Genomic DNA, 22,661 nt, shown 5'->3' with positions numbered 1-22,661 from the left:
TTGGCACGACCTCAACGCGGTGGTGGCACTGCCCGTCACGTTGCATTGAGGCTTGTAGTGGTTACAAGTCGGTGCTTGACCAGCTTGAGATTGCCGCCTTGAAGAAGTTATTTCCGTTCGCAGTCTTCCTGTCGGTGGCTCTTGCCAGCCTCGTGTTGGCCGGGTTTGCCTATTTTGCGAGCGAAGAAGCCGGCCGCATCAAGTTTACCGCCGCCGCCGATGACGCCTTCGCCCGGATCGAGGGCCGGATAGATCTGCATCTTTCGCTGCTGCGAGCCGCTCATGCATTCTTCGACGCGCGTGGCGGTGCGCCGACGCATGATGAATTCAAGCGGTTTGTCGATGCATTGAAGATCCACGACACCTATACGGGTCTTCGGGGCATAGGCTTCCTCAAACAGGTGGGAAAAGACGACGACGCGGCGATCGAAGCAGAGATATTCGCGAACTATGGGGTGCCCCGGAAGGTCTGGCCGGATTCCGGCGAGACTCGGCGGATGCCCGTCGTGATGTTCGAGCCGACAGATCAAACCGGCGACACTTCCATCGGCTTCGACATGTACAGCGACTCCGCCCGTCGGCGCGCACTCGACGCAGCAGTCAGCACGGCCGGCGTTCATGCCACGGGGCGTGTCCAACTCGGCGCAACGTCCGGGGGGCCGGTGTATCCCGGCTTCCTGGTTTTTCTACGCGTCGATGCCGCTACTTCGCAGTCGACTGCCACGGAAGCTGTCAGGCCTGCCGCCGGATTCCTTTATGCGGCATTTCGCGCACATGAACTTTTCAGTGCAGCCCTGGGTCAGACGCCGCTGCTTCCGGTCAATGTCGAGGTATACGAAGGCGCCCCAGAGCCGGACAATCTGCTCTTCCGCTCACATGCAGGACCGGATCCCGATCTTGCCGAGTCCCATCTCGTAACGCGCGAACTCGTTGTCGCCGGTCAGGCCTGGACTATTCTGTTCCGTCCGTCCGGCGCGTTCGCGTTGCCATCCTCGCCAGTCATTCCGGTTGCGCTCGGGCTTGTCGGCCTGGTGCTCGCGGCTGCGATCGCGCTGCTCGCCCGGTGGCAGGACCGCGCCTATTCAGCTGTCGAGACGCTGCAGAGCGCTACCGAGAAGAGCCTGCTGGAGAAAGACCTGATGCTTCAGGAAATGAAGCATCGCATCAAGAATTCCATCACCCGGGTGCTTGCGATGGCCCGGCAGACGGCGAGCCATTCCGAGAATATCGACGAGTTTTCCGCTTCGTTTGCCGCCCGCCTTCAGGCGATGGCCGCTTCGCAGGACATGCTGACGCGCTCCAGGTGGCAGAAGGCGGATCTCGAGGAGTTGCTCAAAACCGAACTGGAGCAGGTTTTCGGCAAGAACCTGGAGGCAGGAACGCTGTCCGGCCCTGCGGTGGAGATCGACGAAACAACCACCCAGGCGCTCGGCCTGACCTTTCACGAACTAGCTACCAACGCGCTCAAATACGGTGACGTGGGACGCGGCAAGGGTGGTCTGACTGTCGCCTGGTGTGTTCTCCGGGAGGGTGCCCGGAGCACCTTGGCGCTGACATGGTCGGAAGCAAGTGACGAACCGCTGACGATCCCGGAAAAGACGAGCTTCGGCACGAAGCTCATCGACATGAATATCACTCGGGAACTCGACGGTACGATTGCGCGGGAATTTGGGGCCGACGGATTGAAAGTGGAGATAGAGATTCCGCTCGTCTCCCAGCAAACCAAGGCCGGCAGCCGAAGCTCAAACAGACAATAGAAAACAGGCCCGACCCGGTCCCCCTTGGAACATGGTCAGGCCTGTTTTTATCCTTGAGCGTCGATTGGTATCAGCAGCGTTCGACGTAGACGCGGCCAGTACGACGGTCGCGGTAGCGGCAATAGCCGGGACGGTCCGCAGCCCTGCCGAGCAGGTAACCACCGATCGCACCTGCGCCCGCACCGATCGCCGCGCCTTCCCAGCCGCCGGCAATGCCGCCGATGGCAGCGCCGGCGGCACCGCCCGCGACTGCAGTCCTTTCGGCGGTCGTGCAACCGGCTATTGCAACCGTTGCAATCAGCGCAAAAAGAATGTTCCTCATTTCCTACTCTCCTCAGGGTGGTGATGTCCCTACCGTCATATATCATGCCGGAAGATATCTGCCTCAATCAAGCAAATTACTCTTGCGTGCTATACCGGTCGTCCTTGCTCTTGGAATTTGACGCAACCATGACGTCAGGAACGCTGATCGAGGCCACCAGCGTGCCGTCCGGCTTGACGTCCCACGCGAGTTCCGCATCCTCTTCCTCAAGCGCCGGATCGACCGTCACGCACTGCGCGAAAATCTGGGGATGCTGGCCGGTGAACGACCCGAGGCTTACCGGCAATTCGCCTTCGCATTCTTCAACAGTCTCGAAGACCGGGACGGGGGCTGGGAGTTCGCGGCATTGCGCGAGATCGTCCGAGCAACCGATGATGAGTAAAAGTGCAGCAATGTGCTCCATAGCCGAGCTCCTTTGCTTCTAGAACGAATGAAAGTGGGCTCGGGTTCCGTCGAGCGAAGCGCGGCTGCTAGGTGCCGGCCCAAAATTGTACGCGCTCAGAATTATGGAAAATTCTGGAACCTTTTGGCCAGGAGCGAATTAATGGCTAGTGATGTCCGAGGGCCACCGCCCCCAAGCCCCCGCAACCCCTGGCGGCCTTCGATCCACAGAGAAGACGATCCCCTCCGTCTTCGACATCTGCACAAAGGCCGGCCCCCGAGGGGGTCGGCTTTTTGCTGTTACCCAAGCGTTCAATCGATCTCGAAATTCCCCTTGGGAACGATCAGGCGATACTCTAGGCGGTTGCCATCGGCGGTGAGCGACCCCTTGCCGTTGAGCGAGGCCGGAACCACGCGTTCCAGCGCAACACTGCCGAATTTCTTGTCCTTGAGCTTATCAGCAGCAGCGGCGATCGCCTCGATCCAGGTCAAGGTCAGGGCGTCCGGAGTTTCTCCCGCCTTCAGATCGGCAGAAATTGTCACCAAGCCGTCCGGCTTGGACAACGCTCCGTAACTCACCGAATTGACCGCGAGTTCGTGCAGAGCCAAGCCGATATGTAATGCCGCATTGGGGCTAAGGTAGGGATTTGCACCTTCCAGGCGAATGTTTTTGGCCGGATCCGCGCAATAGCGGCCAACCTGGCCGATCACCAATTCGCGAAGATCGGCGCCGCGCCAGTTCGACATGGTGACCAAATCCTGGGAAGAAGCCATCGATTGCAGCCGGCCACGAAAACGCGTGAGAAACCCCTCCAGCGTTCCTGAATAGCGGCCGGTCTGGGTGGCGACGCTCTGGATGATCGCTAGCAGGTTCTTGGAGCGATGGCTGACCTCACGCAGTAGCGCGCGCAGCGTCTGCTCGCGGCGTTTCTGCTCGGTGGTTTCGACGGCAGTTGTCACCACCCCCAGCACCGCGCCATCATTTCCCCGGTCCGCGTCGATCCACACGTCGAACCAGCGTGCGCCTTCGTCGTCCGGGATGCTGATTTCAAGGCTCTCCATCTCGCCGGTCGCAAGCACGTTGCGTTTCGCCGCGATCATGCGCACTGCCTCCGATTCCGGCAGGAAATCGGGATCGCTCATTCCGTCGAGATCACCATGCGCCCAGGCAGCAGGCACGTTTTGAGCCCATAGAATGCGCAGATCGTCGTCCTGATAGAGGACCGAAATGCCGGTATTGCGCAACGAGCGTAAAAGGTTCCGTTCGATACCCCTGTCAGTTTTCGGCATATGCATGTTCATGGTATCGCCCGCTTCGCCGCCGCTCCTTTTTCTTCGATCGTGCGGACCCATGATTGCTCCCCGCTTTTCCCTCGAAGGTTGAACGGTTCAGTCCGGTTTGGGTTCCCCGCAAAAGGTTCCGCCGGACAACGCGTCCCCGAGGGGGCACGGTCCGGCGGAGGCTGAAAACCGCTTGAGGGGATCGGTTTTCAGGTTCGAGGCTGTCGCTAACGCCTACTCAGCGTGCCCTGCGAAACAATCCTGCCAATAGTGACAGAACAAGAAACGCGAGGAAAATAAAGAACAGAATCTGCGCAATGCCAGCCGATGTTCCGGCTATACCGCCGAAGCCAAGAGCACCGGCGATGATCGCGACCACCAGGAAAACAAGAGCCCAGTAAAGCATGTTTCAACTCCTTAGAAAGCTTGCATGAAAAACGCCGGAATGCGCCGTTTGTTCCGTCACATGAAAAAGCCGCCCTCACGAGCGGCTTTTTCAATCGGCCTGGCGGAATATCAGGCTGCGGCAGCCTTGGCCTGCCGGTCGAAGAACAGCGCCTGGCTGATCAGGGCTTTCACCATGTCGGGATTGAACGGCTTGGTGACAAGGAAGGCCGGCTCTGGCCGCTCGCCCGTCAAGAGCCTTTCGGGGAACGCGGTAATGAAGATGACGGGGACGGCGGTCGATGCAAGAATTTCGTTGACCGCGTCGATGCCGGAGCTGCCATCGGCGAGCTGGATATCGGCAAGCACCATTTTCGGGTTGTTCTTGGCGAAAAGGGCGGTGGCTTCGCTATGCGTGCGCGCCGTGCCGACAACGCGGTGGCCGAGGCTTTCGACCATCTCTTCTATGTCCATCGCAATCAACGGCTCATCTTCGATGATCAGTATGTCGGTGGCTACCTGCCGCGATATCTCGTTGCTCGCCTGACGCAGGAGCGAGGCGAATTCCTCCTCATTCACGTCGAGGATTTCCGCGGAATCCTGTTCAGTGAAACCTTCGACGGCAACAAGGAGAAAAGCCTGGCGAGGACGCGGCGCGAGAGATGAAAGGTTCGCGGCGGCGCGTTGCTCCCAAGCCGAACTCGGCGATTCCTGCGGGACGCGAATGGATACCGAGGTGAACAGCTTGGCAAAAAGTTTATAGAGTGAGATGCGCTCGTTGGAGGCTTCGGGGAAAATGCTTATATCTTCAATGATCGCTTCGAGCATTGCGGCGACGAGTGCGTCGCCACTGGCTTGCGAGCCCGATACGGCACGCGCGAAGCGGCGCAGGAATGGCAGATGCGGAGCAATTTTGGCGGATAAACTCATGTTGGGGCGTCTCCCTCAAAGATGACGTCATGGTGGGATAATCACGAAACTAGACCACAAAACGCCGCGCATTATAAAAAGTTCCGTCAGGGTGGAACGAAATTTGAAATGAGGCGTTGTGGGTCGAATCGGGCGACAGCCATGGAAGCCCGACGCTTGCTTGCACCCGAAGTTTGGGTGCTAGGTCGGCTCCAGGAGATCGTCAGGAACGAATGTACAGAATGACCAAAGATCAAGAAGGCGCACCAGGCGCCAAACCCAGGCGCAACGTGACATCGGACCTTCTGGGAGCGAACACGGAGATCGGTCGAAAGCTCAAGCAATATTACGACGAATTGGTTTCGGACGACGTTCCGGACCGTTTTGCGCAATTGCTGAGCCAGCTCGAAAAAGCTGCGCCTGCCCAGAAAAAGGACTGATCTGGATGGCCGTTTCCGCCGGATTTAAGACCGACTTGCTCGGCGCAATTCCAAGCTTGCGCGCGTTTGCGGTTTCGCTTGCCCAAAACGCCGACAAGGCTGACGACCTGGTGCAGGAAACCCTCGTGAAGGCTTGGGACAAACAGACCAGTTTTCAGCCGGGCACCAACCTCAAGGCCTGGCTGTTCACGATCCTGCGCAACGAATTCTATTCACAGATGCGCAAGCGCGGCAGGGAAGTGCAAGACAGCGACGGCATCATGACCGGCCGGCTGGCGGTTCATCCGAGCCAGCACGGCATGCTTGACCTTGGCGATTTCCGCGCCGCACTCGAATTGCTGCCGGAAGATCAGCGCGAGGCGATTATCCTCATCGGGGCATCCGGTTTCTCCTACGAGGAAGCGGCAGAAATCTGCGAATGCGCGGTCGGAACCATCAAAAGCCGCGTCAGCCGCGCCAGAACGAGACTTCAGGAAATCCTCAAGATCTCGGGTGAGGCGGATTTCGGGCCGGATGCCATCGCCACCCAGGTCATGGGGTCGTCAGCGATTGCCTAGAGTTGCGGTTGGCTACAGCCGCAGTAACAGCGCCGATCAGATCCTCTCCGGCATAGGGTTTACCGATCACCGAAATATTCGGGAACTTCTCGGTGATCTCCTGCAGATCGGTGTAGCCGGACGCAAAGACGAACGGCACGCCGCGATCGTAAATCTGCCGGGCAAAGTCCAGCGTTGAGACACCGGAGAGCATCAGGTCGACGATCGCCACATCGAAATCCGGCATATCGGCGGCGAGCTCCTGCAGGCTGCGTACGATAAAGACATCTTCCGCACCGCTGTCGCGGCAAAGCTGTTCAACGTCCATCGCAATGAGGAACTCGTCTTCCAGGATGAGAACTCGAAGACCCTTAAGCGGCTTTGACAAGGCATACTCCAGCAGAATGAGTGCGGTTCATGGCCGACATCGCCTGCACTGTCATTTAAAAAAGACATGAACCCCGGCGGCTGAACGCCTCATCGACGAAGCCGCGCCGTGCTGATCTAACATGCCGCACCAGGTTGATCTAACATCAAGAGGGAAAATTCGGGGAAGCACGGTGGCCAAAGCTAATACAGTTCGTCCCGCAAAACGATATCCCTGCGAAGAATGCCCGCTCAGGCCGCTGGAGGTTTTCCGACCGTTCGAAAAAGAGGAACTCGCCTTCGTCAGCAAATTCAAGCGCGGCGAACTCAGTGTCGACAAGGGCGCTACGGTACTGGTGGAGGGGACGCACAGCGCTCACCTGTTCACGGTGCTTTCCGGCTGGGGCTTTCGCTACAAACTACTTCCGGATGGCCGCCGGCAGATCCTCAACTATCTCATGCCTGGCGACCTGATCGGTCTCCAGGGCAGCCTGATGGGCGAAATGCAGCATTCCGTCGAGGCATTGTCGCCAATGCTGCTATGCATGTTCGAGCGCGACAAGCTTCAGGAACTCTACCGTAACCATCCCGGCCTGGCTTACGACATTACCTGGATCGCCTCTCGCGAGGAGCAAATGCTGGATGAAAACCTGCTCTCGGTGGGGCGTCGCACGGCCCTGGAGCGAGCAGCCTATTTGATCGCTTTCATCTCCGCCCGCGCCGCCTCGGTCGGGCTCAACGGCAAGAAGCAGGTCGAAATTCCCATCACCCAGCAGCATATCGCAGATACGCTCGGGCTCTCTTTGGTTCACACCAACAAGACGATCCGCAAGCTCGCCGACCGTAACCTGGTCAAGTGGCGCGATCGTGGCTGCGAGGTCGTCGATATCGAAGGATTGCTCGGTGTCGCCCGCTGGGAAGGCCTTCCCGAGGGCCGGCGCCCGCTTGTTTAACCGCTTTTGAAGAGGGCGGTGGTCGAACAGTCGGCGTCTGTAGTACGTTCCAGCGAATACGGTCGGTCAACTGGAACCTCCATGGGCATGAGGCGTTGAAGATCGACCCCTACAAAGGAGAATTTCGCATGGCCACGACGTCGACCAAAGCCATCAAGCCCGAGAACGGCGTACGCGCTACAACGCAGGATCTTGAAACCGACATCCAGCAACTGAAGGAAGACATCGCCAAGCTGGCGAAACAGCTTGCTGCGACTGGCGAGCATTCCTACGGCGCAGCGCGGCGCGCGGCCACGGAAGGGGCTGATCGCCTGCGCGTCGAAGGCGAGGCAGCGATCGAAAATATCCGCGCCAATGCCAAGGACATCGAGCAGCAGGTGATGACCAGCGTGCGCGAGAAACCGATCACCGCGTTGGCCATTGCTGCCGGCGTCGGTTTCCTTTTCGCTTTGATGGCCCGCCGCTAGTTCGCGCCGCAATGCTCGCATCGCTGCTCGCCGCATTCGCCTCGGGCGAAACATTTCAAGCTGCCCGTCGGATCCGCCGGGCAGCGATCGCGTATTCGCTCGCCGGTGTCGCCCTGCTCGTTGCGATCGGATTTGCCGTCGGGGCAGGCTATGTCGCTGCGGCCCGACGCTACGGTTCGATCGAAGCGGCGCTGTCTTTTGCCGCAGGCTTTCTCCTGCTCGCGGTTGTCATCCTGATCGTGAATCGCATCATATCGAGCATGCGCGCGCGCTCGATCGCGCGCAAACGTTCGAGCGAACTCGCTACCATCGGAGCCGCGGCGGCAATCGCCGTGCTCCCTACCTTACTACGCGGCAAGGGCGGACTGGCAACGCTTCTGGCGCCGGCGCTTGCGGTTGCCGCTTACGCAATCTATCGGGAAAACAGCAAGGCCGGACCGGATAAAGGCGACGGACCCGTTTAGCTTTTGTCTCAGCGGCCTGCTGGTCAAGCGGCGCTGACGCCGTCCGGCAGAAATTCATGCTTCACATGCTCGGCAAAACCTTGCCTAGGCTCTGCTGGATCACCGCCATTTGAAATCCTGTCCAAGCGCGGTGCGGAACCATGCCCGGTGGCACGCATTCTCTCCTCTACGGGTTCTTGCGCCCAACGCGTTTATGGAGAGAAATTATGCGAAAGACAGTTCCGACCGACAAGGCCAGGCAAGGAGGCCGGGGCACTCAGGTACTGGTTGTCCTGGTCGCAGCATTGGTGCTCGCCGCAGGAGCATGGGCGATTGCCGAACTCTATGGCGAGGCGACTGATCCGCAAACTCCTGGGCAGGCCGAACAGACTGAACCTACAACGCCACGCCCGGCCGGTTGATCCGCAGCGGCCGCTATTTCGATGCCGTCGATCAAGCATGGCTCAGCGACAGTATTGGCGATTCAGCATCGCCACCTATGCGATAACCGCGATAGGCGGTCCTGAGATCAACAAACCTTCATAAATCGGGCCGATAGAAAAAAGTTCCAATGAAAACAGAGTATTGCCGGACGATGCAGCTTTCACGCGTCCATTTCCTGCAATCGTCGCGATTGCGAAAAAATCGGAACTAGAACGGCGTCGCGACGTTGTGAAGGTGTGAGGCCGCGCCCAGTTCTTCCCTGCGACGGTTCGTTCTGGGCGCGGCAGTGCAACAAAATCGCACAAGGAGAAGGTAACATGATCCGCAAACTTTTGGCCACTACCGCGCTCGCGACATTCATCGCAACCGGCGCTTTCGCCCAGGCGACCACCACACCGGCTCCGGCCGATCCGGCGGCGCCTGCAGCCACTGAAACGCCAGCCATGACACCGGCTGACGGTTTTCTGGCCACCAATATGATCGGTGAGACCGTCTATAACGGCACCGGAGAAGATGCGCAGAATATCGGTGACGTGAACGATCTCGTCTTCGATAAGGATGGCAAGATCAAATCGATCGTTATCGGCGCCGGCGGCTTCCTTGGTGTCGGCGAGAAGCACGTCGAACTGCCTTACGACAAGGCGGAATGGGCCGAGAAGGATGGCGATCGCTGGATCGTCGTCGCGGCCACCAAGGAAGAGCTCGAAGCCATGCCGGCGTTCGACCGCAAGCCGTTCGATCCTGCCCCGGCACCGATGGCCACGGGTTCGACCGAGACCGCACCGTCGGCAACCCCGGCTCCGGTTGAGCCCGCACCGGCTCAGTAACGGTCAGCTTTGACGAAAACTCCCGCATCGGCGACGATGCGGGAGTTTTCATTTGTCTGTTGAGACGGAAGCCGCATTCACGCGGCGGATTTTAATTCACGCGGCGGATTTTCGTTTTTTGCCGCCATCGGCCTTCTTTGCCTTCGACGCTTTTCCGGCCGGCTGTTTGCCGCTTTCCTTCTCCAGGCTGTTGCGCAGTATTTCGGCCAGGTTGATGACGTTTTCACGCGGCGCCGGCACGGATTTCGGCGGCTTCTTGCCCTGCTGCTTCGCCTTGATCAATTCCAGAAGTGCGTTTTCGTAGGTATCCTCAAACCCGGAGGGCTCGAATTTTCCTGTTTTCTTTTCGATGATCAAGGAAGCGATCTCGGCCATCTCCGGATCGACGTCCACCTTGTGAAGTCCCGAGAACACGTCCTTGGCTTCGACCACCCAATTCTCGAAGCGCAATGTCGTCATCAGCAGTCCCTTGCCCATAGGCTCGATGAGGACGGGCCGTTCACGCTGATAGAGAACAAGCGAGGCCATGCCGGCCATTTTCTTGCGGGCCATGGCCTCGCGCACAATTGCGAATGGTTCGGTCGCCACCTTGTCGGCGGGGTAGAGATAATACGGCTTTTCCCGATAGAGCGAGGGAATCGTCGCGGGATCGACGAACTGGTCGATCTCCAGCGTGTGCTCCGACTCAAGCTTCAGCTTCTTGATTTCCTTCGGCTCGATGAGCACGAACTCTTCGTTGTCGAGTTCATACCCTTTTACCTGATCATCGCTGTCGACAGGCTTCCCGGTCCCTTCATCGACATAGATGCTGTGCACCGGCGTCTTGGTCGTCCGGTTCAGCGTGCGGAAATGCACCGTCTCGCCTTCCGTGGTCGCGCTCGTGAGCTTCACCGCGCATGACACGCTGGCGAGCTTGAGGAAACCTTTCCACACCGCGCGTGGAGCCATCGTTTGATCCTCGCATCCGGAGTTGCAGAAATGTGCAACGCCGGTGATAGGAAGTCGTTCCGGGCGCGAAGCGCTAATATCAAATACGTCGCGGTATTTCGCCGACCACACCGTTTTCGGTTAGCTCAACGAGAGCCAGCGACTGGTCGAGATGCTCCGCCCGCCAGCTTAGAAGCCGTTCGGCGAATTCCAGTCTCACCGCTTGATGGCTGGCCTCGCCGGCAACATTCCTGATCTCGCCGGGATCGTCATCGAGTTGATAGAGCAACGGCGGCAGGCCGCCGCCGAAATGCACATATTTGTATTTCTCAGTGCGGATGACCGCGAGATTGCACTGCTGCGGTTTCAGGCCGAAATGCGCTTCGGTTCTCCCCTCGGCCACCGAGCGGAAGTCGTACTCCCAATGGGCAGCATCACGCCAGGCAGAAGGTGGATTGCCGCTGAGAAACGGCTGCAGCGACTTGCCGTCGAGATGGGCCGGCGCCTGGCCGCCGAGCAATTCGATCAGCGTCGGCATGATATCGACCGCTTCGGTGAATTGCGCGACCTCGGTTCCCGCGCTCTGCTTCAGGCGGGGATCGCGGATGATCAGCGGGATATGGAAGCTGCCGTCGAAGAATCCGCCCTTGCCGAGCATGTAGTGGTCGCCCATCATCTCGGCATGGTCGGAGGTCAGCATGATGACAGTGTTCTCCCACGCGTCGGTGGCCTTCAGTGCCTGCCAAAGGTGGCCGAGTTGGGCATCCATCTCGGAAATCATGCCGTAATAGATGGCGCGGATTTTCCGGAAGCTCGCTTCATCCCATTCGCTGACTCTGCCCGCCATACCGGGCAGAAAATTTGCACGCTGCTGTTTTGAAAGTTCCCAGGCGACGTAGGGGTGGACCGCCGCTTCGGCCCCATTGCTTTCAGTTCGACGGAAGGCGGGACCATCCGCCGGGTCGTACATCGTGTTGTAAGGTTCCGGCACGATGAACGGCGGATGCGGACTGAGGAAGGAGATATGCGCGAACCAGGATGCATCAGGTTCCTGTTCGCCCAGCCAGCGGGTGAATTCTCCAGCCAGGAAGGCGGTCGGCGTTTCGTCCTTCGAATAGACCGGCGGGGCGTTGGTGACCTTCCGCGATGGCTTTCCGAGCGGACGGTGGATATCCGGAAATCCCGTGTGCGCGTCGATGCCGCGCGCCGCGAGCCAGGAGAGCCACGGCTTCTGGTGCTCAGGCAGGAACTGGCGCACGGTGAAACCCGGCAGCACGCCCTCGTAGCTCCGCAGCACCGGATCGCCCGGTGCATGGAGACGGGGATCCGGCGCGACATCGGTGTAGCCGAACAAGGTCGGGTCATAGCCGATGCGACGCGCCGCCAGCGCAATCGTGTCATGCCGCGCGTCGAGCGGCGTGCCGTTGCGGCAGACGCGATTGTTCATCTGGTAGAGGCCTGTGTAGAGGCAGGCGCGGGCTGGCGAGCAAGGGGCCGTGCCGGCGTAATGCCGGCGAAACAGCACGCCCTCGCGTGCAAGGGCGTCGGCGTTCGGCGTCTTCACCGTCGAGTGCCCAACAGCCGACAGGCAGTCGCCTCGCCATTGGTCGCATGTGATCAGAAGCACGTTCGGCCTGGTTGGTGATTTTACCACGCGTTATTCTCCTCTGCCCGGCATGCCATGGAGACGATTTTTTGAAGACGCACAAGGCGGCGCAATAGCCTATAAACAGTGCTTTCAAGATCGTTCGCTAAAAGTGAACAATCCATCGCGACGACGGTGCCTTTCCTTTTTCGCGCTGCAGATCGACATATCGGGACAACACGTTTTATGCCGTCAGCAATGAAATCGGGAAGGTCACGATCATGCTCGATCAGATCAAAGGTTTGCATCACGTCACCTCGATGGCCAAGGATGCGCGCCAGAACAACGCCTTCTTCACCGGCACGCTTGGCCTGCGCCGGGTCAAGAAAACCGTCAACTTCGACGCGCCGGATGTCTATCACCTCTATTACGGTGACGAGACGGGAACGCCCGGCTCGGTAATGACCTATTTCCCGTTTCCCAACATCGGCAAGGGCCGCCCCGGCGTCGGCGAGGTGGGCACGACGGTCTATTCCGTGCCGGAAGGCTCGCTCGGCTACTGGCAAACACGGCTGGCAGAACAGGGCGTCACCGGTTTGAAAAGCGAAGAAACATTCGGCGAGAAGCGCTTGCGTTTCGATGGGCCGGACAGCGAGGTTTTTGCTCTCGTCGAAGGCAAGGATGACGCTCGCATACCATGGTCGAAGGGCGGTGTGCCGGGCGACGAGGCAATCCGCGGCTTCCATTCCGCGACGCTTCGGCTGAAAGATGGCGGCGCCACTGCGGAACTCTTGAAGTTCATGGGCTACGAGGACGTCGACACGTCCGGCAACATCAAGCGGCTTGCAATTAAGAACGGCAACGGCGCCGATGTCATCTACATCGAAACCTTGCCTGGAACGCCGTTTGCCGATCTCGGTGCCGGCTCCGTGCATCACATTGCGTTCGCGGTCGAAAACCGTGCGAAGCAGCTCGAGGTACGAAAGGCGCTCATGGATACCGGTTATCAGGTCACGCCGGTCATCGACCGCGACTATTTCTGGTCCATCTATTTCCGCACGCCGGGTGGGGTCCTGTTCGAAGTTGCCACCAACGAACCGGGTTTCGACCGTGACGAGGATAGTGCCCATCTCGGCGAGGCCTTGAAACTGCCGAAGCAGCATGCGCATCTTCGGCCCTACCTCGAGAAAAACCTGCAGTCGATCGGCAACTGAGTGTCATCGCGTCCGGGCTCGCGTTTGAAGCCCGGAACTTCGATCAATCGAGGCAAGATCATGTCCAAGGATTCCTACACTCACACATCGCTGCCCGGCACGCCGGGTGGCCCGCTGATGTTCCTGTTCCATGGAACAGGCGGCAATGAAAACCAGTTGCTTGGGCTCGCCATCGACCTGATGCCAGGCACAGCAGCAATTTCGCCTCGCGGCGACGTTTCGGAGCATGGTGCAGCGCGGTTCTTCCGTCGCACCGGCGAGGGTGTCTACGACATGGAAGACCTTGCGGCGAGGACCAGGACCATGGCTGGTTTCGTGCAGGCGCATGTCGACGCCGCAAAGCCGTCGTCGGTCATCGGGATTGGCTTTTCAAACGGTGCCAACATCCTGGCCTCACTGATTTTCGCGGAACCCAAGCTGTTCGATGCCGCCGTGCTGATGCACCCGCTGATCCCTTTCGAGCCGCAGGTCGAAGGCGATCTTTCGGGCAAGCGCATCCTGATCACGGCAGGACGCCATGACCCGATCTGTCCGCCCAACCTGACGTCGCGGCTGGAAAGCCATTTGCGTGCGCTGAAGGCCGATGTCACATTGGAGTGGCACGAGGGCGGCCATGAGATGCGGCAGAACGAGCTTGTTGCCGCCAGGAATTTTCTCGCCCCCTACCGCAATGCCCAATAGGATCGGATTTGGAAATGAATGACGAACAGCCTGCTATCCAGCTTGAGGAAACCGGCTCGAAGGGGCGCTATTTCCTGCGCGGCCCAGACGGCACCGAGGCCGAAATGACGTTCAGCAAGGCCGGCGAACACATGTTCATCATCGATCATACCGAGGTACCGGACGCGTTCCGTGGGCAGGGCGCCGGGCTTAGGCTGGTCACCCGCGCGGTGGAGGATGCCCGCGCCGCCGGCAAGAAGATCATCCCGCTCTGCCCATTCGCGAATGCGCAATTCAAACGGCATGCGGAGTGGGCCGACGTGCTGAAGACCTGATGCGCCGGCGCCGATCAGTCTTCGCACTGGTCTATCGATCAGCCACGAGGCAGAAATGGACGAGATCACATCCGAGATCAGGCTGGAAAGGCGAGGCCACCGCGGCCGCTACGTACTCGACATGCCGAGCGGCGAGCCGGCTGAACTGACTTTCGTAGACAGCGGTCCCGGCCATATCACCGTTGATCATACGTGGGTGCCGCAGGACTATCGCGGCCGCGGCATCGCCGAAAAGCTGGTGGTCCGCGTGGTGGAGGATGCGCGAGCGCAAGGTTTGAAGATCACACCGCTTTGCCGATACGTCGCGACAGAGTTCCGCCGCCACAAGGACTGGGCCGACGTCCTGAAAAGTTGAAAGGCGATCGCGCCGCCGGCGGTCGCTCACTCAACAGCGATACGGCACTGGATCGCCGACACTATCTGCTCTGCCTCTTGCGATCGCGGCGCGGGCATCTAGTCTGCCGCGGAAACCAATCCACGGAGAAACCGGATGAACAATCACCTTCGCTTCTACATCGACGGCGCCTGGGTCGATCCGGCCAAACCCGCGACGCTGGATGTCATCGATCCGTCGACTGAAGAAGCTTACACCACCATTTCGGTCGGTTCCGCCGCCGATGTGGATCGCGCCGTTGCGGCGGCAAAGGCCGCATTCCCGGCATTTTCGCAGACGAGCAAGTATGAGCGCCTAGCTCTGCTGCGCAAGATCCTCGACGTCTATAACGAGCGCTACGAGGACATTGCCCAAGCGGTCAGCCGGGAGATGGGCGCTCCGATCACCTGGGCGCGTGAAGCGCAGACATGGGCCGGCCGGGCGCATATGGAAGCGACGATCAAGGGGCTGGAGGATTACGAGTTCAGCGAGTTGCGCGGTACCACAATGGTGGTCAAGGAACCGATCGGGGTCTGCGCGCTGATCACGCCGTGGAACTGGCCGTTGAACCAGATCGTCTGCAAGGTGGCGCCGGCACTTGCTGCCGGGTGCACGGTGGTGCTGAAGCCGTCCGAGATCGCGCCGATCAGCGGCATCGTCTTCGCCGAAGTGATGCATGCCGCCGGCACGCCGAAAGGTGTTTTCAACCTCGTCAACGGCACCGGCGCCGATGTCGGGCAGGTGATGGCCGGCCATCCTGATGTCGACATGGTGTCGTTCACCGGCTCGACCCGCGCCGGCATCATCGTTGCCAAGACTGCTGCCGAGACGGTCAAGCGTGTTGCTCAGGAACTCGGCGGCAAATCGCCCAACATCATCCTGCCGGACGCGGATTTCGCGCGGGCCGTGCGCAAGGGCGTCGAAGGCTGTTTCGGCAACTCCGGCCAGTCCTGTGATGCGCCGACCCGCATGCTGGTGCCTGCCGCGCGCCACGACGAGGCGCTGGCCGTGGCAAAGAAGGCTGCGGAAAGCTTCAAGGTCGGCAATCCTCGCTCCGAGGAAACACAGCTCGGTCCGGTGGTCAGCGAACTCCAGTACAACAAGATCCAGCGGCTGATCGAAAGCGGCATCTCGGAGGGCGCGACGTTGGTTACCGGCGGTCCTGGCCGTCCGGAAGACCTCAACCGGGGCTACTATGTGCGCCCGACGATTTTCGGCCATGTCACGCCCGACATGACGATCGCGCGCGAAGAAATCTTCGGTCCCGTCCTGTCGGTTCTCTCATACGAGAATGAGGATGACGCAGTCCGCATCGCCAACGACACCGTGTATGGGCTCGCAGCCTATGTGCAGTCGAAGGACATTGGCCATGCACGCGATGTCGCCGCGCGACTGCGCGCCGGCCAGATCAACCTCAACTATCCTGAGTGGGACACCTTCGCGCCGTTCGGCGGCTACAAGCAGTCGGGCAACGGCCGCGAATATGCCGACTGGGCTATTCACGACTTCCTCGAAGTGAAGGGCATTATCGGTTACGGGCTTGGATGACCGAGAGGGCATCCTTCGCCTCCATTCCATATATTCCGAAAAATTAAGCAAAAGCAACACCTTAGCTACGCATGACGTGGTTATTGCGGCATTTTTTTGCCTTTTTTGTGACCGAATTTGACCGTTTTGTTTGTTTCGTGTATGTTACACAACATAAAGCCGGTAACATCGGGCAGAAACAGAGTGCGCTTATATTTCGTTTCAACAGGGAACGAAAACAAAGGCGACGATAATGCTTGGTAAAACGAAAACTTCAGAACAAGGCCACCGATTTCATGCTCCGGAAAGGCTTGGCCGTTTTCCGCGTATCGCGCTGCGTCAGCGCAGCAGCGATCATCCGATGGTCATGTTCGCAATGCTGGTCTCGGCCGCCTTCGTCTCGATGGCGTTGATGATGCCGGCTTCCAGTGCGGTGATGGCCAAGCCGAGCGGCGCGCCGGTGAAGATCGCCGACCAGTTCCGCGAAACCGGCAAGACCTCGCGCCTGCCGCCGATGACCGATGCCGGCTGGGCCTGCCACGGCCAGGCCTGGGGCGCTGAAAGTGAGGAGTGCCTTGTCGCCATTGCCCGTGAAAGCGGCAAGACGGAAGAGCGCAAAGTCCGGATGATCGCCAATGCCGAACCACTGAAGACCGTACCCAACGTTTTCTGACTTTCCAGTTCTGTGCGACCGCATCGCACATTTGACCCTCCATCGCTAAGGCCCTTGCGATGGAGGGTCTTTTTATGTTCGCGGCAGATCGCTATCTGGCCAGCGTCACCTGGTCGGTGATGGCGGCGAGCACGCCGCGCACGTCGAGGGTGCTGAACGGCTTTTCCAAAAGTTGCGGCCTGAGATGTGCCGGCAACGCCTCGATCTCGGCGCGAGCGCCGATCATGTCTCCCGTCACCAGCACGAAACGCTGCGCCAGGTTGGCGCGCTGCTCCAGCAGTTCGCGATAGATCACCATGCCGTTGACGCCCGGCATGCGCAGGTCGCTGAACACGATATCGGGCTCGAACGATGCAAGTTCTTCGTCGGCCGACGTCCAGTCAATGACGAGTTTCGATTTCACACCCATTAGCTCGAGAATGTCGGCAAGCGATCCCGCCACATCGGGCTCGTCGTCGATAATCAACGCGTTTCGCAGACCCGACGCAGCCGGCCGACCAGCCGCGGCAATGGCGATCGACTGATCCACCGCCGGCAGTTCGACGACGAAGCGTGCGCCCTGTGGCTCGACGGGTTCGAAGCGGACGCGGCCATTGTGCCGTTCAACGATGGAGCGCGAGATCGACAAGCCAATGCCGGTACCGACCCCGACAGGTTTCGTGGTGAAATAGGATTCGAAGATGCGTGGGCGGATCTCCTCCGGAATGCCGGGGCCGTTGTCCTCGACGGAGAAGCCGCTGGCGCCGCTCGCGGTGCGGAAGGTGCGTACCTTGATACGCCGGTCGGCAGCGATGGCGGCGAGTGCATGCTGGCTGTTGACCAGGAAATTTGCCACCACCTGGGTAATGTGGTCGGCATCCGCCATCGCTAGAACAGGGCCCTCGGCGAAATCCGTGTCGATGCCTATGCCGCCGCTGCGGGCGCCATAGGCGGTGACCTCGAGTGCCGAACGCACCACCTGGTTGAGATCGGTCTCCGTCTGGGTGGTGGGATGCAGCCGTACCATGCCGAGGAAACTCTTGACGATGCGCCCGCAGCGTTCGGCTGCGGCGCGCACCTTCTCGGCGCGCGACTTGGTTTGCGGATCGGGTGCGAATTCGTGCAGCAGGGTAGATTGGGCAACGACGACAGCCAGTGGATTGTTCAGTTCGTGAGAAACGCCAGCCAGCAGCGAGCCCATCGCCGCCATCTTCTCATTCTGGTGCAGTTTCTCGCGCTGCCGGTTGATCTCTTCTTCGGCGCGACGTCTGTCGCGCAGGTCGCGGATCGAGCCGAAGAACAACCGGCGGTCGGCAACCTTCATTTCGGTCGCGGTCAGTTCGATCGGAAAGATCTCGCCGTCGGCATTCTGCGTGACCGTTTCGAGACGCTGGCCGATCATCGGTATGCCGCGGCCGCTCATATATTCGCCACCGGTTGCGTAGCCCGGCCGGTAATATTCCGGAATCAGCGTGTCGAGCACGTCCTTGCCGAGGATTTCGGCGCGCTCCCAGCCGAACATCTTTTCGGCCGCCGGGTTGAACTCGATGATGCTGCCGGTCTCATCGATGACGACGATGCCATCGAGCGACGCCTGAAGCATCGTCTTGCGGATGATGTCGCTGACGTTGGTGTCCGATAGCGAGCGTTCGATCGTGTCGCCGATCGCCGACGCGACGATTTCAAGGGATGCCTTTTCGTCGCCGGTCCACTCCCGCTCGACCAGGCAATCATTGACCGCCAGCGTTCCCCACACATGGCCATGCGCGAAAACCGCGACCGAGAGGAAAGACTTGATTTTCTGGTTCTCGAAATCTTGGCGAAGGAAGCCGCTCAACTCTCGCGTATGGCCCGCAAAGATCTTGCCCTGGCGGACCTCCTCGGCGAGGCGCTCCAGCAACGGGTCGTTGTTGACAATAGACTGCACGATCAGCGTCGGCGGTTCGGTATTGCTTTCGACGGTGTCGTCCACCCAATAGGCGGCGATCGACTGAGCAAATCCTTTGCCCGGCACCTCGCGCAGCCGGAACAGGATCGAGCGGTGCACATCGAGGCCGTGCCCCAGTTCCGTCAGCACTGCACAGATTTCAGTCTGCCAGTCATTTGCCTCGCGCAATCGCCGCAGGATGCGAGCGGTCATCACCGGCAGGCCAGGGCTTTCGATGTCGGGATCGAGACTGGCGGGCTGGGTCTCGATCATGGCAACGGGCCATCGGGCACTAGAACGCGGCGCCGGTCGAACGTCATGATTTCAATTGCCATCGGGTGTCGCGGGCAGAGCGAAGATATAACCTTCGCCGCGCACCGTCCTCAGGAAGCGCGGGTTGGCCGGATCTTCCTCGATCTTTTTTCTGAGGCGCATGACGCGGATATCGACTGCGCGCGAGGATTCCGGGTCTTCAGCAAAGCCTACGGCCTCGGACAGCGCGGAGCGGGTGAGCAGCCGGTTGCAGCGCGTCAGGAAAACCTCGAGCATGTCGAATTCGCTTTTAGGCATCTCCACAACCATGCCGCCAGGTCCGGTTATCAGACGGCCGTCGAGGTCGGCATGATAGCCGCCAAAAGAGAAAATCCGCCGTGCCGCTTGTTCGCCATTCTTCAACGTAACCTGGATTTCAGCCGGCTGGGGCACCCGGCGAAGTACGCTGCGGACACGTGCCAGCAACTCACGCAATTCGTACGGCTTCACGATGTAATCGTCGGCGCCGAGTTCTAGCCCGACGATACGGTCGATCGACGTGCCGGCCGCGCTGGCGAAGATCAAGCCGATCGGCATTTGCGAGCGCAGCCAGCGGCCGAGGGACAGCCCGTCCTCGCCGGGCATGGCAATATCGAGAATGGCAAGATGGAAAGGCTCTTCCGTGACCATAGCACGCATTGCCTGTGCATCGGCCGCGGTCGCGACTTCAAAGCCGTTGGCACTGAGATATTCAGCAACGGCGTCCCTCAGATCAGGCTCGTCTTCGACAACAACGATACGCGCGCGCAGTGGATTCTCGCCTCCGCTTTCAGCGGAAAGTAAATTGGGTATAAACATGTTGTCCAGTCTGTTGTTTTATCTTTGCTTTAAGGGACCATCATGTCTGGGAGACCGGTAGTCGCGCTGTTATGTCTGCCGGACGAAGCTACTCTTCAGATTGGTGAGTATCTGGACCGGCGCGGCTATGAATTGCGCAGTGCCGGCCATGAATGGGAGGCCGATGCCATTCTCTCGTCCGGCGGCATCGACGTGGCGGTTGCAGGCCTCGGCAATGGCGGGGGGGCCGGAATGGAGTTGCTGCGTCGTTACGGCGGCGACGGACCGGCCTTCATCATGATCGGCAACGGTCATGATCTGATCGGCAGGGTGCTGGCGCTCGAGCTTGGTGCCGCGGACGTCGTCGGCGAACCGGTCAATCCGCGCGAACTGGCGACGCGTGTAGGCGGCCTGATGGCGCGTCGCGGCAAAGCCGCGCCCGATCTTGTTATCCTCGAGAATTCGACCGTCGACATGAAGGCGGCGCTGGTCATGCACAAGTCCGGCCACGAGGAACAGTTGTCCCCTGGCCAGATCGCGCTTTTGCGGCTGTTTGTTACGAGCCCGCGCAAGGTACTGTCGCGTGACGATATCATTGCTTCGGCACCGGCGGAAAGCTCCGACGCCTACGACCGCTCGATCGATTCGCGGATAGTGCGGTTGAGACGCAAGCTCGACACCGAGAGCATCACGACAATTCGGGGTGCCGGCTATCGTTTCGATCCGCCGGGTGATCGGCGTCACCCGTAGAGCCATCTGCGAACTCTGGCCTGCCTGTGCAGGTACATGCCGGCCATTCAGCCGGCCACCCGCGCCATCTTAGGGGCGCTTTCAACGACCGAGATCGATATCGATCCCTTTCTGGCCTGGGCTGGTTCGGGCTGCTTCATCAGAACCGCCGCCACGGCAGCGAAACCCAGCAAACCCTGACTGTACATAAGGACGGCAAGAACCGCCGATGCCTTGTTGGATTTCATTGCTTTCGTCCTCCACGAGAGTGATCCAGCCACTCCGAATGTCTGGTGCGGAAACGAAGCCCGGTTGCATGCGAGGTCTGCAGCGCGCCCCAGGTTGCCCAGATGCCGACCAGATGGATGTTGCAATCGCAATATCGATCCAGATCGGCGAGGTTGCGCCCCATCTTGCCGCGCCCTGCGCTTTGCTGCCGGTTTCGTTTCCGCTGTTTTGAACATTGCAGCACCTTTGTATCAGGATTATGCCGCCGATACGAAAACCCGTTACGGAATGACTGATTTTGCCCGACTACGACCGATTTACTGAGATTCGGTGTCGACTAAGCTCCGCATGGCCGATTTGCAGAGCGTTATTTTGGTTTCTTCCGTCAATTTTCTGGAAAGCGGGCAAAACGAGGCAAATTGTAGAGACAATCTCGAAACAGAAATGCACTCTTATCGAAATCAAAGCGAAACACTATGGCTGCATAAATGCGCCATCGAATGAACGCGGGCGGTTGTCCGGCAGGGTGGGAGAAATATGATGAACAAGATCTTTTCGAGCAGGCTGATCAATGTTGCAGGCCTCGCTTTGGCGAGTTCGGCACTGTTTTTCGCAATCGGTACCAGCGCCGCGGAGGCGGCCAGCAAGATCGTCGCGCGCATCGACATTTCGAAGCAGCGGATGAGGGTGCTGGTCGACGGCCGCGAGACCTTCGAATGGAAGGTCTCTACCGCCGGCAAGGGCTACGTGACGCCGACCGGTTCGTTCAAGCCAACCCGCATGCACGAGATGTGGTACTCGAGGAAGTATGACAATGCGCCGATGCCGCATTCAGTGTTTTTCCATGGCGGATACGCAGTCCACGCCACGCCTCATGTCAAACGTCTCGGCAGTCCGGCTTCGCATGGCTGCATCCGGCTTCATCCCGACAATGCGTCGGATTTCTATCAGCTTGTCCAGGCATTCGGACCGTCGAATACCAGCATCGTCATCGTGAACTGATGCGCGGAAAGCGATCCGCGCACCAGAACGGCGGTGCGGGAAAAGCCAGGCATTCTGCAGGCCACGACTTTACGGCCCGAGCGATCGCGAGCCCGGGCCCGGACAACCATCAGTCGTCGCGGATATGGCTTTTCAAGTAATCTCTTGTCTCCGTCAGGAGGCGCTGCATGGCCAACTTCGCTGCGTCCGCGTCGCCATCCTTGATGGCGTCCATCACCCGCTTGTGCATGGGCAGGAAGATGACGAAGGACTCTCGCGAGAAGCGATAACTGATCAGCAGACCGACGCCGATCAGATTGCCCATCTGCAGCAGAAGCGGATTGCGCCCCGCCGCGAGGATGCCGCGGTGGAACCGCAGGTCTTCCTCAATTCCCGGCAAGCCCGCTAAGCCCGCGTCCGTCATCGTCTGGAACGCCTGCTCGATCTCCAGGAGATCGGCGGCCGTCGCCCGAGTCGCTGCAAACCCTGCGGCGTCGGGCTCGATCATCAACCTTATTTCGAACAGTTCAGAGAAAAATTGCGCCGGCGGCATGCTGTTGTAGCGCCAGCCCAGCACTTCGGCATCGAGCAGGTTCCAGCGCACGGGCGGCAGGACCCGGATACCAGTACGAGTGCGTGATTCCAGCAGCCCCTTCGCGGCCAGGGTCTTGACCGCCTCGCGAATGACCGAACGGCTGACGCCGAACTCAGCCTCCAGATCGGCTTCCTTCGGAAATGCTTCTTCGGGGTTGAGATCGCCGCGCACGATGCGGACACCGAGATTTTCGACGACCTGCGCGAACAGATTGCGTCGTCGAACAGGGGCGCCCTCGGGCGGGAAGCGGTTGTTCATACGACACGAAACTTATGAGACATGAAGGCTGGTTGACAAGCATGCCCTGCCGACACCGGGCGTACATGGCA

28 protein-coding genes are annotated in these 22,661 nt (G+C 59.8%); 16 read left to right on the top strand and 12 right to left on the bottom strand.

Annotated features, from left to right (window positions below; translation table 11 throughout):
* The first annotated feature begins 98 nt into the window (after window positions 1–98).
* Window positions 99–1,757: a CHASE domain-containing protein gene (locus OHD58_RS02175; protein ID WP_263801397.1), complete on the top strand. Its 1,659-nt coding sequence runs from the start codon at window positions 99–101 to the stop codon at window positions 1,755–1,757.
* A gap of 70 nt (window positions 1,758–1,827) precedes the next feature.
* On the opposite strand, the gene OHD58_RS02170 is transcribed toward OHD58_RS02175, so the two are convergent.
* The 5 genes from OHD58_RS02170 to OHD58_RS02150 all read right to left on the bottom strand — a co-directional run bounded on the left by OHD58_RS02170 (window position 1,828) and on the right by OHD58_RS02150 (window position 5,055).
* Window positions 1,828–2,079, bottom strand: coding sequence for a glycine zipper domain-containing protein (locus tag OHD58_RS02170; RefSeq protein ID WP_263801396.1), 252 nt, complete (start codon window positions 2,077–2,079; stop codon window positions 1,828–1,830).
* A gap of 76 nt (window positions 2,080–2,155) precedes the next feature.
* Window positions 2,156–2,482 carry a hypothetical protein gene (locus OHD58_RS02165; protein WP_263801395.1) on the bottom strand — a complete coding sequence of 109 codons (327 nt, stop codon included), beginning with the start codon at window positions 2,480–2,482 and terminating at the stop codon, window positions 2,156–2,158.
* A gap of 290 nt (window positions 2,483–2,772) precedes the next feature.
* A complete protein-coding gene (locus tag OHD58_RS02160) occupies window positions 2,773–3,762 on the bottom strand; it encodes a sensor histidine kinase (protein ID WP_263801394.1) in 990 nt (329 codons plus the stop codon).
* A 217-nt stretch (window positions 3,763–3,979) separates the two neighbouring features.
* Window positions 3,980–4,147 carry a DUF1328 domain-containing protein gene (locus OHD58_RS02155; RefSeq protein WP_149759409.1) on the bottom strand — a complete coding sequence of 56 codons (168 nt, stop codon included), beginning with the start codon at window positions 4,145–4,147 and terminating at the stop codon, window positions 3,980–3,982.
* 110 nt (window positions 4,148–4,257) lie between these two features.
* Window positions 4,258–5,055 (bottom strand): response regulator, encoded by a 798-nt coding sequence (locus OHD58_RS02150; protein WP_263801393.1) that lies wholly within the window; start codon window positions 5,053–5,055, stop codon window positions 4,258–4,260.
* 212 nt (window positions 5,056–5,267) lie between these two features.
* Here OHD58_RS02150 and OHD58_RS02145 point away from each other — a divergent pair, with 212 nt between their 5' ends.
* A complete protein-coding gene (locus tag OHD58_RS02145; RefSeq protein ID WP_263801392.1) occupies window positions 5,268–5,474 on the top strand; it encodes a NepR family anti-sigma factor in 207 nt (68 codons plus the stop codon).
* A gap of 5 nt (window positions 5,475–5,479) precedes the next feature.
* Entirely contained in the window at window positions 5,480–6,031 is a 552-nt protein-coding gene (locus OHD58_RS02140; RefSeq protein ID WP_263801391.1) for a sigma-70 family RNA polymerase sigma factor, read from the top strand.
* Here OHD58_RS02140 and OHD58_RS02135 read toward each other — a convergent pair.
* Window positions 6,006–6,398, bottom strand: coding sequence for a response regulator (locus OHD58_RS02135; RefSeq protein WP_263801390.1), 393 nt, complete (start codon window positions 6,396–6,398; stop codon window positions 6,006–6,008). The genes OHD58_RS02140 and OHD58_RS02135 overlap by 26 nt on opposite strands.
* Window positions 6,399–6,570: 172 nt before the next feature.
* Between OHD58_RS02135 and OHD58_RS02130 the strand changes: the two genes are divergently transcribed.
* From OHD58_RS02130 to OHD58_RS02110, 5 genes are all read left to right on the top strand, one after another.
* Entirely contained in the window at window positions 6,571–7,329 is a 759-nt protein-coding gene (locus OHD58_RS02130; RefSeq protein ID WP_263801389.1) for a Crp/Fnr family transcriptional regulator, read from the top strand.
* Between the two features lie 128 nt (window positions 7,330–7,457).
* Window positions 7,458–7,796 carry a DUF883 family protein gene (locus OHD58_RS02125; protein WP_263801388.1) on the top strand — a complete coding sequence of 113 codons (339 nt, stop codon included), beginning with the start codon at window positions 7,458–7,460 and terminating at the stop codon, window positions 7,794–7,796.
* 11 nt (window positions 7,797–7,807) lie between these two features.
* Complete coding sequence (locus tag OHD58_RS02120) at window positions 7,808–8,260, top strand: hypothetical protein (RefSeq protein ID WP_263801387.1); 453 nt, start codon at window positions 7,808–7,810, stop codon at window positions 8,258–8,260.
* A gap of 206 nt (window positions 8,261–8,466) precedes the next feature.
* Complete coding sequence (locus OHD58_RS02115; RefSeq protein WP_263801386.1) at window positions 8,467–8,661, top strand: hypothetical protein; 195 nt, start codon at window positions 8,467–8,469, stop codon at window positions 8,659–8,661.
* A 339-nt stretch (window positions 8,662–9,000) separates the two neighbouring features.
* Window positions 9,001–9,510 (top strand): PRC-barrel domain-containing protein, encoded by a 510-nt coding sequence (locus tag OHD58_RS02110; RefSeq protein WP_318528225.1) that lies wholly within the window; start codon window positions 9,001–9,003, stop codon window positions 9,508–9,510.
* Window positions 9,511–9,606: 96 nt separating this feature from the next.
* Here the strand turns inward: OHD58_RS02110 and OHD58_RS02105 are convergent, their stop codons facing one another.
* Together OHD58_RS02105 and OHD58_RS02100 are read right to left on the bottom strand one after the other, a co-directional pair.
* Window positions 9,607–10,458, bottom strand: a complete 852-nt coding sequence (locus OHD58_RS02105; RefSeq protein WP_263801385.1) for a Ku protein — start codon at window positions 10,456–10,458, stop codon at window positions 9,607–9,609.
* A 79-nt stretch (window positions 10,459–10,537) separates the two neighbouring features.
* On the bottom strand, window positions 10,538–12,091 hold the full coding sequence (locus tag OHD58_RS02100; protein WP_263801384.1) for an alkaline phosphatase family protein: 1,554 nt from the start codon (window positions 12,089–12,091) through the stop codon (window positions 10,538–10,540).
* Between the two features lie 212 nt (window positions 12,092–12,303).
* On the opposite strand from OHD58_RS02100, the gene OHD58_RS02095 reads away from it, so the two are divergent.
* The 6 genes from OHD58_RS02095 (at window position 12,304) to OHD58_RS02070 (ending at window position 16,804) form a co-directional block, all read left to right on the top strand.
* A complete protein-coding gene (locus OHD58_RS02095) occupies window positions 12,304–13,236 on the top strand; it encodes a VOC family protein (RefSeq protein WP_263801383.1) in 933 nt (310 codons plus the stop codon).
* Window positions 13,237–13,296: 60 nt separating this feature from the next.
* Entirely contained in the window at window positions 13,297–13,917 is a 621-nt protein-coding gene (locus OHD58_RS02090; RefSeq protein WP_263801382.1) for an alpha/beta hydrolase, read from the top strand.
* Between the two features lie 14 nt (window positions 13,918–13,931).
* Window positions 13,932–14,231, top strand: coding sequence for a GNAT family N-acetyltransferase (locus OHD58_RS02085; protein WP_263801381.1), 300 nt, complete (start codon window positions 13,932–13,934; stop codon window positions 14,229–14,231).
* Window positions 14,232–14,286: 55 nt separating this feature from the next.
* Window positions 14,287–14,586, top strand: a complete 300-nt coding sequence (locus tag OHD58_RS02080; protein WP_263801380.1) for a GNAT family N-acetyltransferase — start codon at window positions 14,287–14,289, stop codon at window positions 14,584–14,586.
* Between the two features lie 135 nt (window positions 14,587–14,721).
* Window positions 14,722–16,152 (top strand): aldehyde dehydrogenase family protein, encoded by a 1,431-nt coding sequence (locus OHD58_RS02075; RefSeq protein ID WP_263801379.1) that lies wholly within the window; start codon window positions 14,722–14,724, stop codon window positions 16,150–16,152.
* A gap of 340 nt (window positions 16,153–16,492) precedes the next feature.
* Window positions 16,493–16,804, top strand: coding sequence for a hypothetical protein (locus OHD58_RS02070; protein ID WP_263801378.1), 312 nt, complete (start codon window positions 16,493–16,495; stop codon window positions 16,802–16,804).
* Between the two features lie 91 nt (window positions 16,805–16,895).
* Here the strand turns inward: OHD58_RS02070 and OHD58_RS02065 are convergent, their stop codons facing one another.
* Entirely contained in the window at window positions 16,896–18,923 is a 2,028-nt protein-coding gene (locus tag OHD58_RS02065) for an ATP-binding protein (protein WP_263801592.1), read from the bottom strand.
* Window positions 18,924–19,034: 111 nt separating this feature from the next.
* Entirely contained in the window at window positions 19,035–19,820 is a 786-nt protein-coding gene (locus tag OHD58_RS02060) for a response regulator (RefSeq protein WP_263801377.1), read from the bottom strand.
* A gap of 42 nt (window positions 19,821–19,862) precedes the next feature.
* Between OHD58_RS02060 and OHD58_RS02055 the strand changes: the two genes are divergently transcribed.
* On the top strand, window positions 19,863–20,549 hold the full coding sequence (locus OHD58_RS02055) for a winged helix-turn-helix domain-containing protein (protein WP_263801376.1): 687 nt from the start codon (window positions 19,863–19,865) through the stop codon (window positions 20,547–20,549).
* A gap of 47 nt (window positions 20,550–20,596) precedes the next feature.
* Here the strand turns inward: OHD58_RS02055 and OHD58_RS02050 are convergent, their stop codons facing one another.
* Window positions 20,597–20,776 carry a hypothetical protein gene (locus OHD58_RS02050; protein WP_263801375.1) on the bottom strand — a complete coding sequence of 60 codons (180 nt, stop codon included), beginning with the start codon at window positions 20,774–20,776 and terminating at the stop codon, window positions 20,597–20,599.
* A gap of 520 nt (window positions 20,777–21,296) precedes the next feature.
* On the opposite strand from OHD58_RS02050, the gene OHD58_RS02045 reads away from it, so the two are divergent.
* Window positions 21,297–21,758: a L,D-transpeptidase gene (locus OHD58_RS02045; protein WP_263801374.1), complete on the top strand. Its 462-nt coding sequence runs from the start codon at window positions 21,297–21,299 to the stop codon at window positions 21,756–21,758.
* A 109-nt stretch (window positions 21,759–21,867) separates the two neighbouring features.
* Here the strand turns inward: OHD58_RS02045 and OHD58_RS02040 are convergent, their stop codons facing one another.
* Window positions 21,868–22,590 (bottom strand): FadR/GntR family transcriptional regulator, encoded by a 723-nt coding sequence (locus tag OHD58_RS02040; protein ID WP_263801373.1) that lies wholly within the window; start codon window positions 22,588–22,590, stop codon window positions 21,868–21,870.
* Window positions 22,591–22,661 lie beyond the last annotated feature (71 nt).

Source organism: Mesorhizobium sp. ZC-5, from assembly GCF_025753855.1.
In the GTDB taxonomy this organism is placed as follows: domain Bacteria; phylum Pseudomonadota; class Alphaproteobacteria; order Rhizobiales; family Rhizobiaceae; genus Neomesorhizobium.
The sequence above is the reverse complement of the archived record's forward strand: the minus strand, read 5'-3'. Positions and strand labels throughout refer to the sequence as shown.